Here is a 21,883-nt window from a genome sequence, read left to right on the forward strand (position 1 = left end):
TTGTAGTTGCAGAGAAAGGGAGAACATACATGGAGATGAAAGATCTCGCGTTACCATCATTAAACCGTTTCGCATCGGACTATTTACAGGGCGAGCTTGAAACGGAAGATTATTTTCACTATGACTTGTCCAACCCGGACATCTATCGCAATAGATATCAAGAGCTGATGAACAGGACTTTTTCACGAGAAGCATTATCCAATTACATACAGACATATATGTCTCGTTTTTCAAGCAGTGAGGCTGTTAATAAAAACATTGAAGAATTACGACGTGATGATTCGGTCGTTGTCGTTGGAGGACAGCAGGCGGGCTTGTTGTCTGGTCCCCTTTATACGATACATAAAGTGATTTCAATCATCAAGCTTGCACTAGAACAAAGGAAGTCACTGGGAAAACCGGTCATTCCTGTGTTTTGGATAGCTGGTGAAGATCATGACCTAGCTGAGGTCAACCATGTGTATGTCATGAAAAATGGTAAACCGGATAAAAAATCTTATCCTTCTTATCAGCCTTTCAAGACCATGATCACAGATATAGAAATCGATGAAAAAAAGATGGAGCAATGGTTCGAAGAAATCATTGAAACATATGGCGAAACCGCCTTTACGAATAAACTCCTTATGGATATGAAGGAAACCGTTAAGCAATCGAATACATTCGTCGACTTTTTTGCTCGTTTGATTCACGAATGGTTCCAAGAATATGGCCTCTTGCTTGTTGACGCAGGAGATCCAGCCCTTAGAAATTTAGAAACAGGCTTTTTTGAGTCGTTGATAGGAAAAAGCGAAAAGATTGCAGAAGAGGTTGGAAAGCAACAAACCTTCATGCAAGAACAAGGTTATTCCAAAATGATTGAAATGGGAGAACAGCCAGCCAATCTGTTTTATTACGATACTGCCAAAAAAGATCGCTGCTTACTTAAACGGTCGGAGGGCAAGTTCACTGCCAGAAATGGTGAGCTCTCTTTCTCGGAGCAGGAACTCTTGCAAATGGCGAAAACCCATCCAGAGCAATTAAGTAATAATGTTGTTACGCGCCCACTCATGCAGGAAATGCTCTTTCCCGTTCTAGCCTTCATTTCTGGACCGGGTGAAATTGCCTATTGGGCAGAATTGAAACGAGCATTTGAACTATTTGCTATGAAGATGCCACCCATCATCCCAAGATTGAATATAACTATCGTTGAGCGGGGTATCCAGACGGACTTGGATGAAACGGAAATAACGTTGAAGACAGTGCTAACCGAAGGGACGGGAAGAACCGTACAGCGTTATCTCGATTCTGTGAAAGATGAAACGGTCGATCACTTATTCCAGACGATGAAATCCCAACTTGAAGAGAACCATCAAAAGTTATCGATGCATGCTGTTTCATTGGATAAGGGGCTTGAACCGATTCTAAATAAAAATATTGAATTCATCCAGAAACAACTAGCATTCATGAACGGTAAGATTGGGGAACGGACGAAAGAACGTCACTCGTTCGTCTTGAAAAAATACGAACGTATCGCCAATTCGCTGTATCCTTTGGAATCTCCCCAAGAGAGAACCTGGAATGTTTTTTATTACTTGAATCAATATGGACCCGATTTTATAAAGGAAATCATGAAACTGGACTATCAGTTTAATAACCAGCATAAACTGATTTACTTGTAAGGTCTCCGCGGTGGAGAAAAGTGGAGGATATAAAGAAGATTAAAGACAGGTGATTCGCCTGTCTTCTTTTTGTTTTCCGAAAACTTTCGACAGGAAAAGAGGAACACTCTCTTAGTTTGTGCCCATTCGAGAAGAAGAGAGGTTTTCGATAAGAATATTGGCTAAATAAACTTCTATGTAAAAGAAGGGGATTTTTACAATAAAGGCGAAAGTAAAAACAAGTGGAGAAAGGTGGGGGAATGTGGTACATTGAGATTAGAATGTGGGGGTAGTGGGTATGTTCATGGGAGAGTACCATCATAACATCGATATAAAAGGCCGTCTGATTGTCCCGGTGAAATTCAGGGACAACCTAGGGGAACAATTTGTGCTTACCCGCGGACTCGATCAATGCCTATTTGGTTATCCTATGAATGAGTGGAAGCTATTGGAAGAGAAGCTGAAAGCCCTGCCCATAACCAAAAAAGACGCTCGTGCCTTTACCCGTTTTTTCTTTTCCGCTGCAACAGAATGCGAAATTGATAAGCAAGGGCGAATTAATATTCCCACGCCGCTTACTTCATATGGCCAATTGGAAAAAGAATGTGTAATTCTTGGTGTTACCAATCGAATTGAGATTTGGAGCAAATCCCTTTGGGAAAACTATTTTTCAGCTTCAGAGGATTCTTTCGCTGAGATAGCAGAAAATATGATTGGCTTTGAAATTTAAGGCTGCCCTCGAATAGAGTGACTCAATTACCGATTGGAAGGATGTCTAACATGTTTCAACATACAACAGTGTTATTAAAAGAGACGGTTGATGGCTTGAACATCAAACCTGATGGAATTTATGTAGATTGTACTTTAGGAGGAGCAGGTCACAGCGAATACTTGCTGTCACAGCTCTCTGACAAAGGCAGATTGTATGCTTTTGATCAGGATGAAACGGCGATTCAGAATGCTAAAGCTAAATTAGAAAGCTATGGGGACCGTGTCGTACTTGTTCCTAATAATTTTAAATATCTTCAAGAAGAGTTGAATGCTCGTGGAGTCAATAAGGTAGATGGGATCCTTTATGATTTAGGTGTGTCCTCTCCACAACTAGATACACCTGAACGTGGATTCAGCTACAATCACGATGCTCCACTGGATATGAGGATGGATCAAAGTGCGGCGACTTCAGCTTATGATGTGGTGAATTCATGGTCTTACCATGACTTGCTCAGGATTTTCTTCCAGTATGGGGAAGAGAAATTCTCCAAGCAAATTGCCCGGAAAATAGAAGCGGCCCGTGAAATAAAACCGATTGAAACGACATTTGAGTTAGTGGAATTAATTAAAGAAGGAATTCCTGCCCCGGCCCGACGTAAAGGTGGACACCCTGCGAAACGAGTATTCCAGGCAATCAGAATCGCTGTAAATGATGAATTGGGCGTATTTGAGGATTCCCTTGAACAAGCGATATCCATGTTGAATCCCGAGGGAAGAATATCTGTCATCACTTTCCATTCATTGGAAGATCGGATATGTAAGACGGTATTTAAAAAAGCCAGCGCCCTACCAGATCTTCCGCATGGCCTACCGATCATCCCTGATGAATTCAAACCGACTCTGAAATTAATTACAAGAAAACCGATTTTACCTTCGGAAGAAGAGCTGGAAGGTAATAACCGATCACGCTCGGCGAAATTAAGGATTGCCGAAAAACAGTAAACTACAGAAAAAAACAGTAAGGGGGAGCATGAATGAGTGCCATAGCAAAAAAAATACAAGAAAAGCAATATGAAGATCAACAGCAACAATCCCAGCAAACTGTTGTCATCCGTAAAGCGAAAATATCGATTGGTGAAGTGTTATTACTATGCGCCATTGCTATCATGATTACCTTTGCGTGTGTGAAGATAGTTTCCAATCAAGCTGCCATTTATGAAACGAATAAAGAAATCCAACAGGTTGAAGCGACCATTGAAGAACAAGGTAAATTGAATGATGATTTAATGGTGCAGGTCGACGAACTTAGTAGATATGAGCGCATTTGGGCAATCGCTGCCAAATTAGGCCTTGGATTGGATGATAATAACGTGAAGGTTGTGCAGAACTGATGCAGAAACAAAAAAATATGAAGCTTGGAGCAGCTGGATTATTCTTCGTATTCAGCCTGCTCTTCTTTGTATTAATCTGCCGCTTTTTATATATTGGTGTGACGGGTACAGCCGGGGGAGAGGTACTTGCTTCAAAAATCGATAAGAAATATGAGAAAGAGCAGGTTATTGAAGCGAAACGTGGCAGTATTCTAGATACTAAGGGAGACGTCATCGCTGTGGATACTTCCTCCTATATCTTACGTGCCATCTTGAGCGAAAAAGAAAGCGAACGGGTGAAAGACCCAGAAATGACCGCGAGTAAGCTTGCTAAATATATAGATATGGATGAACAGGCCATTTATGAACGCCTATCAAAAAAAGGGGCGTATCAAGTGGAGTTTGGGAGTGCTGGAAAAGACTTGACGCAGGACACCAAACAGAAAATCGAAAAATTAGAGTTGCCAGGAATCACGTTTGGAAGAACGAACAAACGCTTCTATCCAAATGGGGTCTTTGCTTCTCATTTGATTGGATATGTAGAAAAGGATGAAGAAACAGAAGAGATGACAGGGAAATTCGGTATCGAAAAGTACCTTAATAAAGAATTGCAGGAAACGGATGGAAAGCTGACCTATGAAAGTGACTTTTGGGGATTGATCTTGCCAGGGGCGGAGGAAAAGGTATCAGCTCCCCATAATGGGAATAATGTTTCGCTCACAATCGATAAGAAAATACAAACATTCCTGGAAGATTCCATGAATAAAGTCCAGGGGAAATATAAACCGGAACAAATCATCGCCATCGTTTCCAATCCTAAAACAGGCGAAATATTGGCGATGGGCCAAAGGCCGACATTCCATCCGACGACGAAGGAAGGGCTTACGGATACTTGGCGCAACCTGGCCATTGAAGAAACCTATGAACCCGGATCCACCTTTAAAACATTTACTCTAGCAGCGGCTGTAGAAGAAGGGGTCTTTAATCCCAACGATAGTTTTACAACAGGTAGATACAAGGCTGCAACAGGTTCCATAGGCGACCATAGCGGGATCGAGCCAGGCAAGACCATGTCCTTTCTTGAAGGGGTTCAACGGTCTTCCAATGTCGCTTTTGCAACCTTAGCCATGGATAAAATAGGTGCGGATACATTCCGCGACTATTTGACGAAGTTTGGCTTTGATAAAAAGACGGGAATAGATCTGCCGAATGAGATTACAGGCAAGATTCAATATAAGTATAAAATGGAAAAAGTCACTACCGCGTTTGGGCAAGGGACAACGGTCACACCAATCCAACAGATACAAGCGGCTTCAGCGGTAGCTAATGACGGAAAGATGATGCAACCCTATGTCATTAAAAGTATTTCCAATCAAGATACCGGAAAAGTGTTGAAAACGACCAAACCGAAAGTGGCGGGGGAACCGATTTCGGCAGAGACGGCAAAACAAGTTCGTGAATATTTAGAAACGGTCGTCTCGGCAAAAAAAGGAACGGGCAAGAAGTACGCGATCGATGGGTATGACGTAGCCGGAAAAACGGGGACTGCGCAGATTCCTGGGCCGACTGGTCGATATCTTGAAGGTAAGGACAACTATTTCTTTTCCTTCTTGGGAATGGCTCCAGCCGATGACCCGCAACTTGTCGTATATGTGGCTGTCAAACAACCGAAATTAGGTGTTTCCTATGTAGGAGCTGATCCTCTTTCTGAAATATTTAACCCGGTCATGCAAAACAGCCTCATGTATTTAAACATAAAGCCATCCGATTTGAAAAAGCAGGAAACTAACAAGATTGAAGACTATACGGATCAACCTATTAATTCGTCCGTTAAAGAACTCGAGGAGTTAGGATATGAAGTGGAAGTAATCGGAACGGGACGGAAAGTTCTCGACCAATCCCCTAAATCGGGTAGTTCCCTTCTTCAAGGGGAAAAAATTATTCTCCGTTCTGAAGGGGCAATGAAGGTTCCGGACATGGCTGGTTGGTCACTGCGTGATGTTATGAAGGTAGCTAGCATTGCCAAGCTTAATCTGAATACGTCAGGCACAGGATATGTGGGTAAACAGAGTCCTAAAGGTGGCACAAAGGTTAAAGAAGGAGACTCTTTCAAAGTCGAATTAAGGCAGCCGGAAAAGCCACCGAAGGATTCGCCAACAAAAGAGACGACTGTAGAGTAAAATAAGCATGCAAGAAAAAGAGTGGCTCATATGGGTCACTCTTTTTCTTGCATGTTTTTATTCTACCACCAAGTAGACAAGCATATATATTGAGCATGTATGAAATGGAGGTGCCTGTTTTTGCGTGTTTCAAATGTTACCGTCCGAAAACGGCTCGCAATCGCATTGGCAATAGGATTAGTCGTCTTTTTTATCATTGACATTCGCCTAGGGATCGTTCAGTTTTATCTAGGAAATGATTTGACAAGCTTAGCTAAGGATTCGTGGAGTAGGAATATCCCCTTTGAAGCCAAACGTGGTGAAATATTGGATCGAAATGGAGTCGAGTTGGCAACGAACATCTCAGCACCGACAGTATATGTCATCCCACGACAAATAGAGAATCCAAGTGAAACCTCTGAACAGCTAGCTTCCATATTGAATATCACGAAGGAGAAAGCCTTTGAATGGTTAACCAAACCGGCGATGAGCGCCAGGATTCCCGAGGGAAGGAAAATTTCTCATGAAAAGGCAAAGGAAATCAAGGCCCTCGGCATAAAAGGTATATATATCGCGGAAGACTCCAAGCGGCATTACCCATTCGGTGAGTACTTATCACATGTACTGGGGTTCACAGGCTCGGATAACCAGGGATTGATGGGAATCGAACTATCGTATGATAAGGAACTTAATGGAGAAAGAGGGTTTGTGAAATTTTATTCGGATGCAAAAGGGAAAAGACTTGAGAATATGGCGGATGATTTCAAGGCTCCAGTAGACGGAGATAATTTGAAACTGACGATTGATAGCCGAATTCAGACCATTGTGGAACGGGAACTGGATAATGCGGAGGCCACTTATGATCCAGATGGACTCATAGCCATTGCAATGGATCCGAAGACGGGCGAAATACTGGCCATGTCAAGCAGGCCCACCTTCGATCCAGCGAAATTCCAAGATGTACCTGCAGAAGTATATAACCGTAACTTGCCGGTATGGAGCATTTATGAGCCAGGTTCAACTTTTAAAATCATCACCCTTGCCGCTGCTCTAGAGGAAGGAAAGGTGAATCTACAAAACGACCATTTTTATGATCCCGGCCATGTGGAGGTTGCAGGTTCTACATTGCATTGCTGGAAAAGCGGAGGTCATGGTGACCAAACTTTTCTGGAAGTCGTAGAAAACTCATGCAACCCGGGTTTCGTTGAGCTAGGGAACCGGCTTGGTAAAGATAAATTGTTCCAATATATAAATGATTTTGGTTTCGGTCAAAAAACGGGCATTGATTTATCTGGGGAAGGTAGGGGGATCATGTTCAATATGGATCGTGTTGGTCCCGTTGAACAGGCAACCACGGCTTTTGGACAAGGTGTTGCCGTCACGCCCATCCAGCAGGTCACGGCTGTATCGGCAGCTGTGAATGGAGGGACACTATATACCCCTTATATTGCAAAAGAATTGGTCGACCCGAAAACGGGGGAAGTGGTCATGCGGAAAACCCCACAGGCAAAAAAAAAGGTGATTTCCGAAGAAACCTCGAAGAAAGTTCGGGAAGCACTTGAATCCGTTGTGGCAAAAGGAAGCGGTAAGGGAGCTTTCGTGGAATCGTATCGGGTCGGGGGGAAAACAGGAACAGCCCAAAAAGCCGAGAACGGGAGATATTTAGACAATAATTATATACTCTCATTTATTGGTGTCGCCCCAGCGGATGATCCCCAAATCGTCGTGTATATCGCTGTGGATAATCCGAAAGGGACCGTTCAATTTGGTGGTGTGGTCGCTGCCCCGATTGTTGGGAACATCATGGAGGATTCACTAAGGGCGATGGGTGTCAAACCGAGGAAAAACCAGATTGAAAAAGAAAAAGTCTGGACCGATCCGGTGATGATCGAGGTACCAAATGTTGTTGGAATGAGCAAAAAAGAGTTACAAACCCAACTTCTGGACCTTAAGATAGACATGGCCGGTAAGGGGGATAAAGTCATAAAACAAGCTCCTGATGCAGGAGTGAAATTAAAAGAAGGTTCAACAATTAGAATTTATCTTGGCGAACAAACAGAATAAGTATAAAATAAGAATAGTGAAAAGCGGCTGAAAAAAATCAGCCGCTTTGTTTACGGAGTCGATTAAACCCCGTATAATAAAAGCTGGTTTCTCGACAAGCCAAAACTAATCACATATAATTAATCCTCAAATTAAGTTGAGAGGGATGGAAAAATGAAGCTTCACGCATTACTAACTTATTTACACTCCTTGGATGCGCATGAAGGAGAAAATCCGGAGATTACCTCCATTGAAAATGATAACCGTAAAGTTAAAGACGGAAGTTTATTCGTTTGCATAAAAGGTTATACAGTGGATGGTCATGATTTTGCCCAATCAGCCGTAGAAAATGGCGCTGCAGCTGTCATTGCTGAACGACAGCTTAACTTAAATGTACCTGTGATTGTTGTCCGTGACTCAAGTAGGGCCATGGCCGTTCTCGCTGATGCATTTTACGGTCACCCAACCCAAAGGATGAACCTGATAGGAATCACCGGTACGAACGGAAAAACGACCACAAGCCATTTGCTTGAAAAGATTTACGAAGATCAAAAGAAAAAAACGGGCTTGATCGGTACGATGTATACAAAAATCGTCGATAAAGTATTTGAAACGAAGAATACGACGCCAGACAGTGTCACGCTTCAGAAGGCTTTTCATGATATGGCTGAAGCTGGTGTCTCAACGGCCATCATGGAGGTCTCTTCGCATGCTCTTGAACTTGGCCGTGTTCATGGATGTGACTTTGATATAGCAGTATTCACTAACTTAACGCAAGATCATTTAGATTTCCATAAAACGATGGAGCGATATAAACATGCGAAATCATTGTTATTTTCCCAGCTGGGCAATGCGCAATTGGAAAATCGCCCTAAATATGCAGTCCTAAATGCGGATGATGAAGCAACAGCCGATTTTATTAAGGCGACTGCCGCTACAGTTGTTACATACGGAATTGATAAAGATGCTGACATTAGGGCGAGTGATATACAGATTGGCGCTCAAGGCACGACTTTCACTTTAACAGCTGGCAGGGATATACGTAACGTTAAGTTGCAGTTAATTGGGAAATTCAGCGTTTATAACGTCCTTGCTGCCATTGGCGCGGCTTTGTGTGGGGGAATTAATCTAGATGAGACCATAGCATCAATTGAATCAATAAAGGGTGTTACTGGTCGTTTTGAGCTTATTATGGCGAATCAGGATTTCCCCGTCATAGTTGATTATGCGCATACACCAGATAGTCTTGAAAATGTCTTGAAGACCGTAGGGGAGTTTGCAAAAAGTAAAATTTTCGTGATTGTAGGTTGTGGTGGGGATCGGGATAAGACAAAACGGCCCATCATGGCAGCGATTGCCTGCAGATTGGCAACTGACCCTATATTCACTTCCGACAATCCGCGCAGCGAGGATGCATTGCAAATCCTTCGTGATATGGAAGCGGGAGTTGAAGGAGAAGAATATACGGTGATAGTGGACCGAAGAGAAGCGATTGAGTATGCCGTTTCAAAAGCCGAAGCGGGAGACGTCATTTTAATTGCAGGAAAAGGGCATGAAACTTACCAATTGGTCGGAGATGCCATCCTTCACTTTGATGATCGTGAAGAAGCAGAAAAAGCAATTCAAACAAAATTGGGTGCAAATTAATTCACGCCCGCCAAACAAAGAAATAGCAACAAGGATAATGTATATTTGAATTGTGTTAGGAATGAGGGAGTAGGAATGTTGGAACAAGTAATTTTTTATACAATTTTGATGGCATTTTTAGTAACGGTTCTTCTATCACCAATCTTCATACCGTTTTTAAGAAGGCTGAAATTTGGGCAAAGTATCAGGGAGGAAGGCCCACAATCCCATCTAAAGAAGACAGGAACGCCTACTATGGGCGGATTGGTGATTCTATTATCAGTCACCATCGCCACATTAGTTATGACATTTAAATTTTCAGAACCATCCACTGAAACGTACTTATTATTATTCGTTACCTTAGGATTTGGTTTACTAGGGTTCTTGGATGATTTTATCAAAGTCGTCATGAAACGGAACCTAGGCTTGACTTCAAAGCAAAAACTTCTAGGCCAAATCGTGATATCCGTCATTTTTTACTTCGTTTTCAAACAGACTGACGGCTTCAACCCTGAATTGACGATTCCAGGTACTGATTTTTCCATTAATTTTGGTTGGGCGTACCTAATTATCGTGATTTTCTGGTTGGTAGGTTTTTCTAATGCCGTCAATTTGACTGATGGATTGGATGGTCTCGTTTCAGGAACGTCCGCGATTGCTTTCGGTGCTTTTGCCATACTTGCTTGGAGCCAGTCACAATACGACGTGGCGATATTCTCAGTGGCAATCGTCGGCGCAGTCTTAGGCTTTCTAGTCTTTAATGCCCACCCAGCAAAGGTGTTTATGGGGGATACAGGATCGCTAGCCTTAGGGGGAGCGATTGCTACGATTGCTCTATTAACCAAACTTGAATTGCTGTTGGTCATTATTGGTGGAGTCTTCGTCATTGAAACTCTATCCGTCATTTTACAAGTAGGATCGTTTAAGCTTAGAGGTAAGCGTATTTTTAAAATGAGCCCGCTTCATCATCATTATGAGCTTTCTGGCTGGTCTGAATGGCGCGTGGTCGTGACGTTTTGGACAGTTGGATTATTGTGTGCGGTACTCGGAATCTATTTAGAGGTGTGGATATAAATTGAAAGAGACAGAAAAATACTCAGAGAAAAAAGTTTTGGTATTAGGTTTGGCAAAAAGCGGAGTCACGGCAGCTTCGCTTCTACATAAATTAGGTGCGTTCGTAACAGTCAATGATATGAAGCCACTATCGGAAAATCCGGAAGCACAAGGGCTTCTTGAACAAGGGATAAAAGTCATTTGTGGCAGCCACCCGATTGAGCTATTGGATGAGGGATTCGAATTCATTGTGAAGAACCCAGGCATTCCTTATAGCAACCCGCTTGTTAAGGGTGCAATGGAGAAAGGCATTCCGGTCATCACAGAGGTAGAACTCGCTTACCAAATAAGTGAAGCACCATTTTTGGGAATCACGGGTACAAATGGGAAAACGACCACTACTACGTTAATATTCGAAATGATGCAAGCTGGTAAGAAGTCACCACTTATTGCTGGAAATATTGGAACGGTAGCATCCGGTGTTGCTGAAAAGGCAACAGCTGCAGATACGATCGTCATTGAATTGTCATCCTTCCAATTGATGGGAATTGAAGAGTTCCGGCCAGAAATCTCAATCGTGACGAATTTGTATGATGCCCATTTGGATTATCATAGTTCCAAACAAGAATATGCTGAGGCGAAAGCGGCGATTGCAAGAAATCAAACGGCTTCTGATTTCATGATTTTCAATGCAGATCAAGTGGATGTTAAAAACATGACCAAGAAGACGAAGGCAGAACTTGTACCATTTTCTACAGAAGTGAAGCATGAGAATGGGGCCTATGTAGAAGACGGAGCCGTGTATTTTCGCGGTGAAAAAGTGATTGCCGTTTCGGATATTGCCCTCCCGGGAAAACACAACTTGGAAAATGTGCTGGCGGCTATTTCTGCAGTGAAGTTGAAGGGTGTGTCTAATGAGGCCATTCATACCGTTTTGACGACTTTCGGCGGTGTGGAGCACCGTCTGCAATATGTTGCAACGATTGAAAAACGTAAATTCTATAATGACTCCAAAGCGACGAATATCCTTGCAGCATCCAAGGCGCTTACTTCATTCACTGAACCGGTTATTTTGTTGGCTGGCGGATTGGACCGAGGTAATGAATTCGACGAGTTGAAACCGGCTATGAAACACGTCAAAGCGGTCATCACATTTGGTGAAACGGCAGAAAAAATTGAACGGATAGCTAAAGAATTAGGAATAACCCATATCAAACGTGTCGATAATGTAGTAAAGGCCGTACCTGTTGCTTTTGATTTATCGAATGAAGGCGACTGCATCCTCCTCTCTCCTGCTTGTGCAAGCTGGGATCAATATAAAACTTTTGAACAAAGAGGAGACATGTTTATGGAGGCTGTGCATAAACTTAAGTAAGAGCTTTCGCAGAAGGAAGTGAACCTGCTTCTACGTTGACACCTTGAAAAAAAAGCGATAATGAGCCGTTATCGCTTTTTTTTGACTTAAGTGCCGCTAAAAAAGTGGCATATCAGGTAGTGTTTTATATTCGTACAGGCTCGAAAAACTTCCTAGAGGTGGATGTCCGTGCCATTAAAAAAATCCAATCCTGATCTTATTCTCATTATCGTCACCTTAAGCCTTTTGACAATAGGTTTAGTTATGGTTTACAGCGCCAGTGCAATTTGGGCAGACTATAAATTCGATGACTCCTTTTATTTTGCTAAAAGACAGTTGCTGTTTGCCTGTGTAGGTGTCGTAGCCATGTTTTTTATCATGAATGTCGATTACTGGACATGGCGTACTTGGGCCAAATTGCTAATTATTATCTGCTTCATCTTACTGGTGGCCGTTTTGGTACCAGGTATCGGGATGGCAAGAAACGGGTCCCGGAGTTGGATTGGCGTGGGAGCTTTCTCCGTACAGCCGTCCGAATTCATGAAGTTAGCGATGATTGCTTTTTTAGCTAAGTTCTTATCGGAAAGACAAAAACTGATCACTTCCTTTAAAAAAGGGATGATGCCATCGTTGGGCATTGTATTTTTAGCATTTGGGCTTATCATGTTACAGCCTGATCTCGGTACAGGAACAGTGATGGTTGGAACATGTATCGTGATGATTTTTATTTCAGGTGCGAGAATCAGCCATTTTGTTGGCCTAGCCCTACTCGGAGTAGCTGGTTTTGTCGGCCTTATTTTATCGGCCCCATATAGGATAAAACGGATTACCTCCTTCCTCGATCCTTGGGAAGACCCGCTCGGAAGTGGATTTCAAATGATCCAGTCGTTTTATGCAATCGGCCCCGGTGGGTTGTTCGGCCTCGGATTAGGACAAAGTCGTCAAAAGTTTTTCTATTTACCAGAACCGCAAACCGACTTTATATTCGCGATACTATCTGAAGAATTAGGGTTCATTGGAGGTTCACTTGTGATTTTATTATTCGCTCTCATGCTATGGCGTGGGATACGAATCGCCCTTGGTGCGCCAGACTTATACGGTAGCCTGGTAGCGGTCGGGATCATTGCAATGGTAGCTATTCAAGTCATGATCAATATTGGCGTGGTCACTGGTTTAATGCCGGTTACCGGTATCACCTTGCCGCTATTAAGTTATGGTGGCTCCTCCCTGACACTCATGTTGATGGCCATTGGCGTACTGCTGAATATCAGTCGGTATTCAAGGTTTTAAAGCAAGATGATATACATTTCTTAAAGAGGAAGCCCGTCATAAAATCGGGCTTCTTTTTTGGTGGAATGGATGGATTGGAATGGTTGCCGGTGATTTGCCCGGCCCCGTATGAGAAGATTTTGAAAAAAATGAAATGGTGCTTAAATATTACCAAAGAGGAATGTGGGGATATCTACAATAAATATTGGCAATACGGCCTTGTTTAGACTATAGTATAAGAGGGTTCGACCGAAGAGGCGCTTACTCTTGCTCATTTTCAAGTTAAACAAAATAGTGTTTTTGATATTGCATAATTAGAGGCCTCATTACGGTGGGGAAATGAAACTTATAATGTTAAAATCTAGGTGCACAAGGAGGTTAATCATGGATAAAGCGATACAACAATTAACCGACATGCAAATCGGCAAGATACTGGAACATGAGCCACTTGCTAATCATACGACAATGAAAATTGGTGGACCCGCGGATCTATTCATCGAGCCATCCTCCATTGAAAATATTGAAAAAGCGATGAAGGTCATCAAAGATAATAATTTGCCATGGAGAGCAATAGGAAGAGGTTCAAACCTCCTTGTCAGCGATGATGGAATCGAAGGTGTGGTACTGAAGTTAGGTAAAGGTCTGGATCATCTTGAAATCAATGGGACGGAAGTGAAGGCTGGAGCTGGTGTTTCCCTTGTAAGTTTATCAGTGAAGATTAGTAAAAAGGGATATGCCGGGCTGGAGTTTGCCAGTGGAATTCCAGGTTCCGTTGGTGGTGCTGTGTATATGAATGCAGGTGCACACGATTCGGATATGAGTGCCATCCTTAAGCAAGTGCATGTCCTATTTGAAGATGGAACCTTGGCTTGGCTTTCTAAGGAGGAAATGGAGTTTTCGTATCGAACATCTCTCCTTCAAAAGAAAAAACCTGGTATCGTGCTGGAGGCCATCTTTCAATTAGAAGAGGGTAACCGAAGTGAAATCGTCGAGAGAATGCAGAATAACAAAAACTATCGTAAAGATACCCAACCATATAACTTGCCATGTGCTGGAAGCATTTTCAGGAATCCACTGCCAAGACATGCAGGAAGGTTAGTGGAGGATGCTGGCCTTAAGGGGCATTCGATAGGCGGGGCCCAAATTTCCCCTATGCATGGAAACTTCATCGTCAACACTGGTAATGGAAGTGCGGCAGACGTGGAAGCTCTGATTCAACACGCGAAGGATACGGTATATAGCAAGTATGAAATTGAATTGGAAACAGAAGTAGAAATCATCGGGAGAAAACAATAGGATATTCATTCTTTATATCCAAATATTGTGGTATAATGTGTTACTTGAAAAATTCTATTTCTTATTTTTTGGTGAGTGTCACCAATCATCCATTTTAGGAAGAGGTGAAATAGGTGGAAAAGGGGAAAATCGTTTCCATTGAGGACCGCATTCCTAAGCTAAAGCAAATTAGAAAGAGCAAAGCAAATAGACGACTTGTTCTTTTGCTTTCCCTTTTCTTCATTTTGGTTGCTTGTGTATTATATTTTTTATCCCCGCTAAGCTATGTGAAGTCCATAAAGGTAGAGGGAAACCAGTATATTACTTCTAAGCAAATTATTAAATTAAGTAACATCAAGAAAGACCGAAGCATCTGGAAAGTTGACACGGGAGAGACTGCCGCCAACATAAAAAAAAATCCGGATATAAAAAGTGCCAGTGTTGTACCTGTTTTTCCTAATTCCGTTAAAATAACGGTTTCTGAGCATACTAGAATTGCCTATTTATCCATGAATGGTAAATTTGCTCCGATATTGGAAAACGGTGACATCCTAAAAGAGTTAGAGAGTGGTGAAAATCCAGTATTTGCCCCTGTTTTAATTGGTTTCAAAGAGGGTAAAGCATTAAAGTTACTTTTGGAGGAACTGGACAAGCTTCCTGTGGCCATACAAAATGCTATTTCCGAGATTCACCATGACCCGACTAAAACGGATAAATACCATATTGTTATGTACATGAATGATGGATTTGAAGTTAGTGCGACAAGTCGTACTCTATCTGAGAAAATGATACACTATCCATCCATTATCAGCCAATTGGATCCCGAGGTAAAGGGAGTCATCGATCTAGAGGTCGGTTCCTACTTTAAAGCCTTTGATGAGTCTGAACAAAAGGAAGACGAGCCGGAGTGAATCCGTTGCTTTAACAACAATGATTGAACTAAAGTTAGCGTACATTTTCGGAAAAGAATAAGTGTTTGACCAACATAGAAAAGGCAAGTACAGGATGACCGAATGTAATACGTTTTTAGCTAAAAATGGAAGTGGATAATGTGGGTCTGCAGTGATTTTGCTGATAGTGCCAGTAAAAATGAGACTCCAAGAACTATACATATATGGGTCCTTCTCCGCCTTTAATGGGATAGGGGACCATGCCCCAACTGGTTGATTCTCTTGAGTGCTAAAATCCATGGATTTTAGTTGGACCTGATATTCATTTTTGTAGTCTTTGTTGCATGCGGAATTTTTAATGTGGGGAGTTGCGGGGACGTTTCAAACTTCCCGTGAAGATGTGGTATTGGCCGTTGTATTCTTATTTAATAATAGTTTTATCTGCAAGTTTGACTTTTCTAGGTGTACATCTTGGTGTAGACTTGTATTTAGCTGGAATCTTTGTATTTACGTGTGAAACTTTCAAAATACGGGTGAAATTCAAAGGGCACAGTTGGATAAGAGATTTTTTTCTGAAAAAAATGGAAAAAATCTATATTATTAGAGGGAATTGCGGTATAAATGCCGAATAGATTAAGTCAGTATTAAGTTTAGGTAAGACATTTAGATACCAAGAGACGAACGATAACTATTATAAAGATTGTAAACCTACGAGTTTTCTCTTAATAATACGAGATGACACTTTATTATAATATTAGCGAGTTGTAATTAGGTCTGTTATTCTAAAATGAATAGGTCTTTTGATAGGATAATGCTATTCTACTAATATATGTATAAACTGAAGGAGGTGCCATGGAATGAACAGCAACGAAATCTACGTAAGTCTTGACATCGGTACATCCAGTGTAAAAGTAATCATTGGGGAAATGGTCAATGACACATTAAATATCATAGGCGTAGGAAATGTAAAATCAGAAGGGCTAAAGAAAGGCTCCATCGTCGATATAGATGAAACAGTCCAATCCATTCAAAAGGCCGTAGAGCAAGCTGAACGAATGATAGGAATGGAAATCAAAAAAGTGATCGTCGGTATCAGCGGGAACCACGTAACGCTTCAGCCTTGCCATGGGGTAGTAGCCGTATCTAGTGAAAATAAAGAGATTAATGAACACGATGTATTCCGTGTTAGAGAAGCCGCTGAGTTAATTACCATACCATCGGACCGGGAAATTATCGATGTGGTGCCGATTCATTATAAAGTTGATGAGTTGGATGAAATTAGCGATCCAAGGGGCATGATTGGCGTCCGTCTGGAAATGAGAGGCATATTAATAACAGGTCTGCGGACAATTTTACATAATTCCTTGCGGTGTGTGGAACGAGCAGGGTTAGAAATAACGGATATTGCCCTTCAGCCATTGGCAGCAGGTGGGCTGGTTTTATCGAAGGATGAAAAGGAACTTGGAGTAGCGCTTGTCGATATTGGGGGAGGTTCTACCACTCTAGCGATTTTCGAGCAAGGCTATCTACAATATACTTCCGTGATTCCTATAGGCGGGGAGACGCTTACAAAGGATCTCTCCATTGTACTAAGGACTACCATGGAGGAAGCTGAAAAAATTAAAATTAAGCATGGCCATGCCTTTTATGATGATGCGTCAGAAGACGAAGTATTCCAGATACCAATCATCGGCAGCGACCAGCAACAACCATGTAACCAGCTGATGCTCTCAGATATAATTGAGGCGAGGTTGACCGAAATTTTCGAGTTAATACAAGATGATTTGAGAAGACTTGGTTTTCAGGAAGTACCGGGAGGGTTCGTATTGACCGGTGGGGCCGTTAAGATGCCAGGAGTACTGGAACTTGCTCAGTATGTATTCCAAAATCGTGTCAGGACAGCCGAACCAAATTATATTGGTGTCAGAGAACCGCAATATACGACAGCTGTCGGTCTAATTAAACATGCGTGCAAGAAAGAGAGAATGCAAAAGAACACCACAAATAAAACTCCTGTACCAGCTGGTCAGGCACAAGAGAATAATGACCAGCGGAGCCAGAAGTCCTCTCAGAAACATAAAGAGAACACGGCTAAAAAACAAGGTGAAAAAGGTGAATCGAAATTCAAAAAAATCTTGGGTTACTTTTTTGAATAAAAACAAAAAATCGGGAATTTCGTCAAAATAGGAGGATTGTCATGTTGGAGTTTGATTCTAATTTAGAACAATTAGCAACGATAAAGGTTATAGGTGTTGGCGGCGGCGGTAACAATGCGGTAAACAGAATGATCGAACATGGTGTACAAGGTGTCGAATTTATTTCTGTCAATACTGATGCGCAGGCACTTAATTTATCAAAAGCAGAAGTTAAAATGCAAATCGGCGGTAAGCTTACTAGAGGATTGGGTGCTGGTGCGAATCCTGAGGTAGGTAAAAAAGCGGCAGAAGAAAGTAAAGAACAAATCGAAGAAGCGCTAAAAGGCGCTGATATGGTTTTCGTAACGGCTGGAATGGGCGGCGGAACTGGTACGGGTGCTGCCCCAGTTATCGCGGGTATTGCTAAAGATCTTGGTGCACTGACAGTTGGTGTCGTTACACGTCCTTTCACGTTTGAAGGACGCAAACGTGCAACCCAGGCGCAAGGTGGCATTGCCTCCATGAAAGAATCGGTCGATACGCTTATCGTCATTCCGAATGACCGACTTCTTGAAATTGTTGATAAAAGCACACCTATGCTTGAAGCATTCCGTGAAGCGGATAATGTCCTTCGTCAAGGGGTACAGGGGATTTCAGATTTGATCGCTGTTCCTGGTCTTATTAATTTGGATTTTGCCGATGTTAAGACCATCATGTCAAATCGTGGATCGGCCCTGATGGGTATCGGGATCTCCTCTGGAGAAAACCGCGCCGCTGAAGCAGCTAAAAAAGCGATCTCCAGTCCGTTGCTTGAAACGTCCATCGATGGGGCTCAAGGGGTTCTATTGAATATTACTGGTGGAACGAACCTAAGTTTATTCGAGGTCCAAGAGGCAGCCGATATTGTGGCCACCGCTTCTGATCAAGAGGTAAATATGATTTTCGGTTCTGTCATCAATGAAAACTTAAAGGACGAAATTGTTGTTACAGTTATTGCGACGGGATTTACCGAAGCTGAAACGTCCATGCGAGCTCCGGGTCGTTCTACACTTGGACAGCAACAACAGCAAACGAGACCTCAAACACAAGCGCCTACACCTAGTGTAAATCGTGAAGTGAAGAGAGAAGAAGTGAACGAACAGCCTACAAGGAATAATAATCAAGGACAAGGTGAGGAAGCTTTGGATATTCCAACCTTCCTACGCAATCGTAATAGAAGGCGTTAATCTGAAAGAGAAAAGGTCGTTCCCTATGGGAGCGGCCCTTTTTTTGCTTTTTTCGGAAAGATGTTTCGATTGATTATTACTGGTTAATCGCCATATGGACTTTTAAGGCCCTAAGAGCTGCTCTCCACCTGTTTGAACCGTTGGGCTATGCCCTGATCCATAAAATTCATGAAAGGACGTAAAGGCGGCTGGAATGGATAATGGATTTCCAACTTGAATTTGGAGATGGTCCTTTATAACAATGGAACTCTGAGAAGAGAAGCTGAAAGAAATTCTATCTTCTACAACCCATAAATCGACAGCTTTAAATGAGGGAGCGTAACTGGTATGAAGCAGTCTTGAAAAAATCAATAGCTGTTTTTCTACAAAAAGGCTAAAAAAGACTGAAAAACTCTTAAGTTTCCTGTACAAAAAGTGACACACTTTCTATTATCAGGTGCGTTATACTTTTTGCTAGTGGAAGGTTAGATTCTAAAAGGAGGGGTGAGTGTTTGACCTTATATTTAGATGTGATTTGGTTATTGAATTGGTTATTTGACTGCCTCCTCTTATATTGGACTGCAATCATTCTCAAACGGCGGGTCGCCCTTTGGCGGGTTTGTGCCGGCGGGCTGATAGGTTCTCTAATCATCGTATTGGCATTTACCCCTTTTTACGCAATGGCTGACCAATTTTATATGAAAATCGCATTTTCTCTTTTTATGGTCCTGGCCACCTTTGGGTTCATCAGATTCAACCTTTTCCTGAAGTCATTAGCCACTTTATACTTTGTCACGTTTTTATCAGGTGGGATCCTCCTTGGCCTTCACTATCTATTCGAATATCAAATCGTTTCCAAAAACCCTGGTCAATATGCCGGAATCAATCGTTTTGGTGACCCCGTCAGCTGGATTTTTGTGATGGTTGGCTTCCCGCTTGCCTGGCAATTTTCCAAGCGTACTCTAGAAGAAATGGAGATGACAAAACTAACGCATGAGCAACTGGTGTCAGTCACGGTGAAAGTATCAGAGTTTGAAGGGACTTTTCAGGGGCTTGTGGACAGTGGGAATCAATTATATGATCCAATAACCCGTTCGCCTGTTATGATCATTTCACTTTCTGGAGATGAAGCTGGAATCCCTTCGGATATGGTTGAATTGTTCAAGAATCCGGACATCCTGGTCCGACAGGAAGAACAGCCTGAATATACATGGACGGGCCGTATGCGCGTAATTCCATATAAAGTGGTGGGGCATGAACATCAATTGCTAACGGCCATCAAGCCGGACTTCATTAAAATATCCCAAGGGGAAAACGAGTATCAAGTCAAGCAGGGCCTTGTGTCGTTTACCTTTCAACAACTTTCTGCGGACAATAGCTATCAATCTATCGTCCATCCAAAAATGTTAACCGGGATTCCGGTGAAAAATGCCTCATAACATTTTGCTCTTTCAATTTGGCTCCACAATTCGTCTATTTTAGAAGGGAGAATTATTTTGAAGAAATTTATTCTTCGGCTCACCTATTTTTGGTACAAACTCTTGTTCAAGCTCGGATTGAAGACGGACGAAATATTTTATATAGGAGGAAGTGAGGCGCTCCCGCCCCCACTTTCAAAAGAAGAAGAGGCAATATTGATCAATAAGTTACCAAAAGGCGATGAAGCTGCCCGCTCTATCTTAATCGAGAGGAATCTAAGGCTTGTCGTCTATATTGCAAGGAAATTTGAGAATACGGGAATCAATATCGAAGATTTAATTAGCATTGGGACCATTGGCTTGATTAAGGCAGTCAATACATTCAATCCCGAGAAAAAAATCAAACTTGCTACATATGCTTCGAGATGCATCGAGAATGAAATATTAATGTATTTAAGGAGAAATAATAAAATCCGTTCGGAAGTTTCTTTTGATGAGCCCTTGAATATCGATTGGGATGGAAATGAACTCCTGCTCTCAGATGTTCTGGGGACTGATGATGACATCATCACTAAGGATCTAGAGGCGAATGTGGATCGGAAGCTACTGACGAAAGCCCTGACGCAGCTCTCTGATCGGGAAAAACAAATAATGGAACTTCGATTTGGACTTGCTGGCGGAGAAGAAAAGACGCAAAAGGATGTTGCGGATATGCTCGGGATTTCCCAATCCTATATTTCAAGGTTGGAGAAAAGAATTATTAAACGGCTAAGAAAAGAATTTAATAAAATGGTGTAAAAAAATATTTCGAGTATAAAGCTTTTGAGACCGTACTTTCTTGTGCTTGGATGAAGAGATGTTTTGATTTTTCAAAAATACCCTATGCATATTTTTCCCTCCCGCGGAAATACTGTTTTTTGTACAGCACTCCTGTGAGGAGGGAAGAATTTTGTCTCGTAACAAGGTTGAAATCTGCGGTGTGGATACATCGAAATTACCGGTTTTGAAAAATGATGAAATGAGAAAACTCTTTAAAGAATTGCAAGGTGGCGAGCTTTCAGCAAGAGAGAAACTGGTAAACGGGAATCTTCGACTCGTTTTGAGCGTCATTCAACGCTTTAACAATCGGGGAGAATATGTAGATGATCTATTTCAGGTAGGCTGTATAGGGTTGATGAAATCGATAGATAATTTTGACTTGGGTCAGAACGTAAAGTTTTCAACGTATGCTGTACCAATGATTATTGGAGAAATCAGAAGGTATCTTCGTGATAATAATCCAATACGTGTTTCCCGGTCTTTAAGGGACATTGCTTATAAAGCATTGCAGGTTAAGGAAAAACTTATCAGCCAGACTTTACGTGAGCCCACAGCTGAAGAAATCGCCAAAGTGTTAGGATTACCGCACGAAGAAATTGTTTTCGCGTTAGATGCAATCCAAGATCCAGTATCCCTTTTCGAACCGATTTATAATGATGGCGGGGATCCGATTTATGTACTAGACCAATTAAGTGATGAAAAAAATAAGGATAGTACCTGGATTGATGAGATAGCCATAAACGAAGGGATGAGACGGTTGAATGACCGTGAAAAAATGATCCTTCGTAAACGATTTTTCCAAGGGAAGACCCAAATGGAGGTAGCCGAGGAAATCGGCATTTCACAAGCTCAAGTCTCCCGCTTGGAAAAAGCGGCAATCAAGCAAATGAATAAAAACATTCAACAGTAAAAGCTGAGC

At 42.1% G+C, this 21,883-nt stretch carries 18 protein-coding genes; all 18 read left to right on the top strand.

Going from position 1 to position 21,883, the window contains the following annotated elements; genetic code table 11:
• Window positions 1-29: 29 nt before the first annotated feature.
• The 18 genes from bshC (at window position 30) to sigG (ending at window position 21,874) form a co-directional block, all read left to right on the top strand.
• Window positions 30-1,658: a bacillithiol biosynthesis cysteine-adding enzyme BshC gene (bshC, locus tag ACIQXU_RS07135; protein WP_402956192.1), complete on the top strand. Its 1,629-nt coding sequence runs from the start codon at window positions 30-32 to the stop codon at window positions 1,656-1,658.
• A gap of 277 nt (window positions 1,659-1,935) precedes the next feature.
• Complete coding sequence (gene mraZ, locus ACIQXU_RS07140; protein ID WP_402868162.1) at window positions 1,936-2,367, top strand: division/cell wall cluster transcriptional repressor MraZ; 432 nt, start codon at window positions 1,936-1,938, stop codon at window positions 2,365-2,367.
• Between the two features lie 50 nt (window positions 2,368-2,417).
• Window positions 2,418-3,350 (top strand): 16S rRNA (cytosine(1402)-N(4))-methyltransferase RsmH, encoded by a 933-nt coding sequence (gene rsmH / locus ACIQXU_RS07145; RefSeq protein ID WP_402956194.1) that lies wholly within the window; start codon window positions 2,418-2,420, stop codon window positions 3,348-3,350.
• Between the two features lie 32 nt (window positions 3,351-3,382).
• Complete coding sequence (ftsL, locus tag ACIQXU_RS07150) at window positions 3,383-3,739, top strand: cell division protein FtsL (protein ID WP_402868166.1); 357 nt, start codon at window positions 3,383-3,385, stop codon at window positions 3,737-3,739.
• The gene (locus ACIQXU_RS07155) at window positions 3,739-5,898 is read left to right on the top strand and encodes a penicillin-binding protein (RefSeq protein ID WP_402956196.1); all 2,160 of its coding nucleotides are present in this window, start codon (window positions 3,739-3,741) and stop codon (window positions 5,896-5,898) included. The genes ftsL and ACIQXU_RS07155 overlap by 1 nt, the downstream gene beginning before the upstream one ends.
• Window positions 5,899-6,018: 120 nt before the next feature.
• Complete coding sequence (locus ACIQXU_RS07160; RefSeq protein WP_402868170.1) at window positions 6,019-7,941, top strand: stage V sporulation protein D; 1,923 nt, start codon at window positions 6,019-6,021, stop codon at window positions 7,939-7,941.
• Window positions 7,942-8,094: 153 nt separating this feature from the next.
• The gene (locus ACIQXU_RS07165; protein ID WP_402987775.1) at window positions 8,095-9,567 is read left to right on the top strand and encodes a UDP-N-acetylmuramoyl-L-alanyl-D-glutamate--2,6-diaminopimelate ligase; all 1,473 of its coding nucleotides are present in this window, start codon (window positions 8,095-8,097) and stop codon (window positions 9,565-9,567) included.
• Between the two features lie 75 nt (window positions 9,568-9,642).
• Complete coding sequence (gene mraY / locus ACIQXU_RS07170; RefSeq protein ID WP_402868174.1) at window positions 9,643-10,620, top strand: phospho-N-acetylmuramoyl-pentapeptide-transferase; 978 nt, start codon at window positions 9,643-9,645, stop codon at window positions 10,618-10,620.
• A 1-nt stretch (window position 10,621) separates the two neighbouring features.
• The gene (gene murD / locus ACIQXU_RS07175) at window positions 10,622-11,974 is read left to right on the top strand and encodes a UDP-N-acetylmuramoyl-L-alanine--D-glutamate ligase (RefSeq protein WP_402987778.1); all 1,353 of its coding nucleotides are present in this window, start codon (window positions 10,622-10,624) and stop codon (window positions 11,972-11,974) included.
• Window positions 11,975-12,136: 162 nt separating this feature from the next.
• The gene (spoVE, locus tag ACIQXU_RS07180; RefSeq protein ID WP_402956202.1) at window positions 12,137-13,243 is read left to right on the top strand and encodes a stage V sporulation protein E; all 1,107 of its coding nucleotides are present in this window, start codon (window positions 12,137-12,139) and stop codon (window positions 13,241-13,243) included.
• Between the two features lie 363 nt (window positions 13,244-13,606).
• Entirely contained in the window at window positions 13,607-14,518 is a 912-nt protein-coding gene (gene murB / locus ACIQXU_RS07185) for a UDP-N-acetylmuramate dehydrogenase (RefSeq protein ID WP_402956204.1), read from the top strand.
• A gap of 113 nt (window positions 14,519-14,631) precedes the next feature.
• Complete coding sequence (locus tag ACIQXU_RS07190; protein ID WP_402987781.1) at window positions 14,632-15,408, top strand: cell division protein FtsQ/DivIB; 777 nt, start codon at window positions 14,632-14,634, stop codon at window positions 15,406-15,408.
• 377 nt (window positions 15,409-15,785) lie between these two features.
• Entirely contained in the window at window positions 15,786-16,019 is a 234-nt protein-coding gene (locus ACIQXU_RS07195; protein ID WP_402868183.1) for a DUF1290 domain-containing protein, read from the top strand.
• A 225-nt stretch (window positions 16,020-16,244) separates the two neighbouring features.
• On the top strand, window positions 16,245-17,543 hold the full coding sequence (gene ftsA, locus ACIQXU_RS07200; RefSeq protein ID WP_402868185.1) for a cell division protein FtsA: 1,299 nt from the start codon (window positions 16,245-16,247) through the stop codon (window positions 17,541-17,543).
• Between the two features lie 41 nt (window positions 17,544-17,584).
• On the top strand, window positions 17,585-18,748 hold the full coding sequence (ftsZ, locus tag ACIQXU_RS07205) for a cell division protein FtsZ (protein WP_402868187.1): 1,164 nt from the start codon (window positions 17,585-17,587) through the stop codon (window positions 18,746-18,748).
• 491 nt (window positions 18,749-19,239) lie between these two features.
• Window positions 19,240-20,166, top strand: coding sequence for a sigma-E processing peptidase SpoIIGA (spoIIGA, locus tag ACIQXU_RS07210; RefSeq protein ID WP_402868189.1), 927 nt, complete (start codon window positions 19,240-19,242; stop codon window positions 20,164-20,166).
• A gap of 57 nt (window positions 20,167-20,223) precedes the next feature.
• The gene (sigE, locus tag ACIQXU_RS07215) at window positions 20,224-20,943 is read left to right on the top strand and encodes an RNA polymerase sporulation sigma factor SigE (protein WP_230158218.1); all 720 of its coding nucleotides are present in this window, start codon (window positions 20,224-20,226) and stop codon (window positions 20,941-20,943) included.
• Window positions 20,944-21,052: 109 nt separating this feature from the next.
• Complete coding sequence (gene sigG / locus ACIQXU_RS07220) at window positions 21,053-21,874, top strand: RNA polymerase sporulation sigma factor SigG (RefSeq protein WP_402868568.1); 822 nt, start codon at window positions 21,053-21,055, stop codon at window positions 21,872-21,874.
• Window positions 21,875-21,883: the final 9 nt, after the last annotated feature.

Origin of the sequence: Peribacillus sp. NPDC097284 (assembly GCF_044761765.1) — a bacterium.
Lineage (GTDB): Bacteria > Bacillota > Bacilli > Bacillales > DSM-1321 > Peribacillus.

What these genes read in the sequence shown, in the direction of transcription:
- ACIQXU_RS07155 (WP_402956196.1), top strand. Translation starts at nt 3,739, where the DNA reads ATGCAGAAACAAAAAAATATGAAGCTTGGAGCAGCTGGATTATTCTTC.
- mraY (WP_402868174.1), top strand. Translation starts at nt 9,643, where the DNA reads ATGTTGGAACAAGTAATTTTTTATACAATTTTGATGGCATTTTTAGTA.
- murB (WP_402956204.1), top strand. Translation starts at nt 13,607, where the DNA reads ATGGATAAAGCGATACAACAATTAACCGACATGCAAATCGGCAAGATA.
- rsmH (WP_402956194.1), top strand. Translation starts at nt 2,418, where the DNA reads ATGTTTCAACATACAACAGTGTTATTAAAAGAGACGGTTGATGGCTTG.
- spoVE (WP_402956202.1), top strand. Translation starts at nt 12,137, where the DNA reads ATGTCCGTGCCATTAAAAAAATCCAATCCTGATCTTATTCTCATTATC.
- ftsA (WP_402868185.1), top strand. Translation starts at nt 16,245, where the DNA reads ATGAACAGCAACGAAATCTACGTAAGTCTTGACATCGGTACATCCAGT.
- bshC (WP_402956192.1), top strand. Translation starts at nt 30, where the DNA reads ATGGAGATGAAAGATCTCGCGTTACCATCATTAAACCGTTTCGCATCG.
- mraZ (WP_402868162.1), top strand. Translation starts at nt 1,936, where the DNA reads ATGTTCATGGGAGAGTACCATCATAACATCGATATAAAAGGCCGTCTG.
- ftsZ (WP_402868187.1), top strand. Translation starts at nt 17,585, where the DNA reads ATGTTGGAGTTTGATTCTAATTTAGAACAATTAGCAACGATAAAGGTT.
- ftsL (WP_402868166.1), top strand. Translation starts at nt 3,383, where the DNA reads ATGAGTGCCATAGCAAAAAAAATACAAGAAAAGCAATATGAAGATCAA.
- ACIQXU_RS07165 (WP_402987775.1), top strand. Translation starts at nt 8,095, where the DNA reads ATGAAGCTTCACGCATTACTAACTTATTTACACTCCTTGGATGCGCAT.
- ACIQXU_RS07195 (WP_402868183.1), top strand. Translation starts at nt 15,786, where the DNA reads ATGTGGTATTGGCCGTTGTATTCTTATTTAATAATAGTTTTATCTGCA.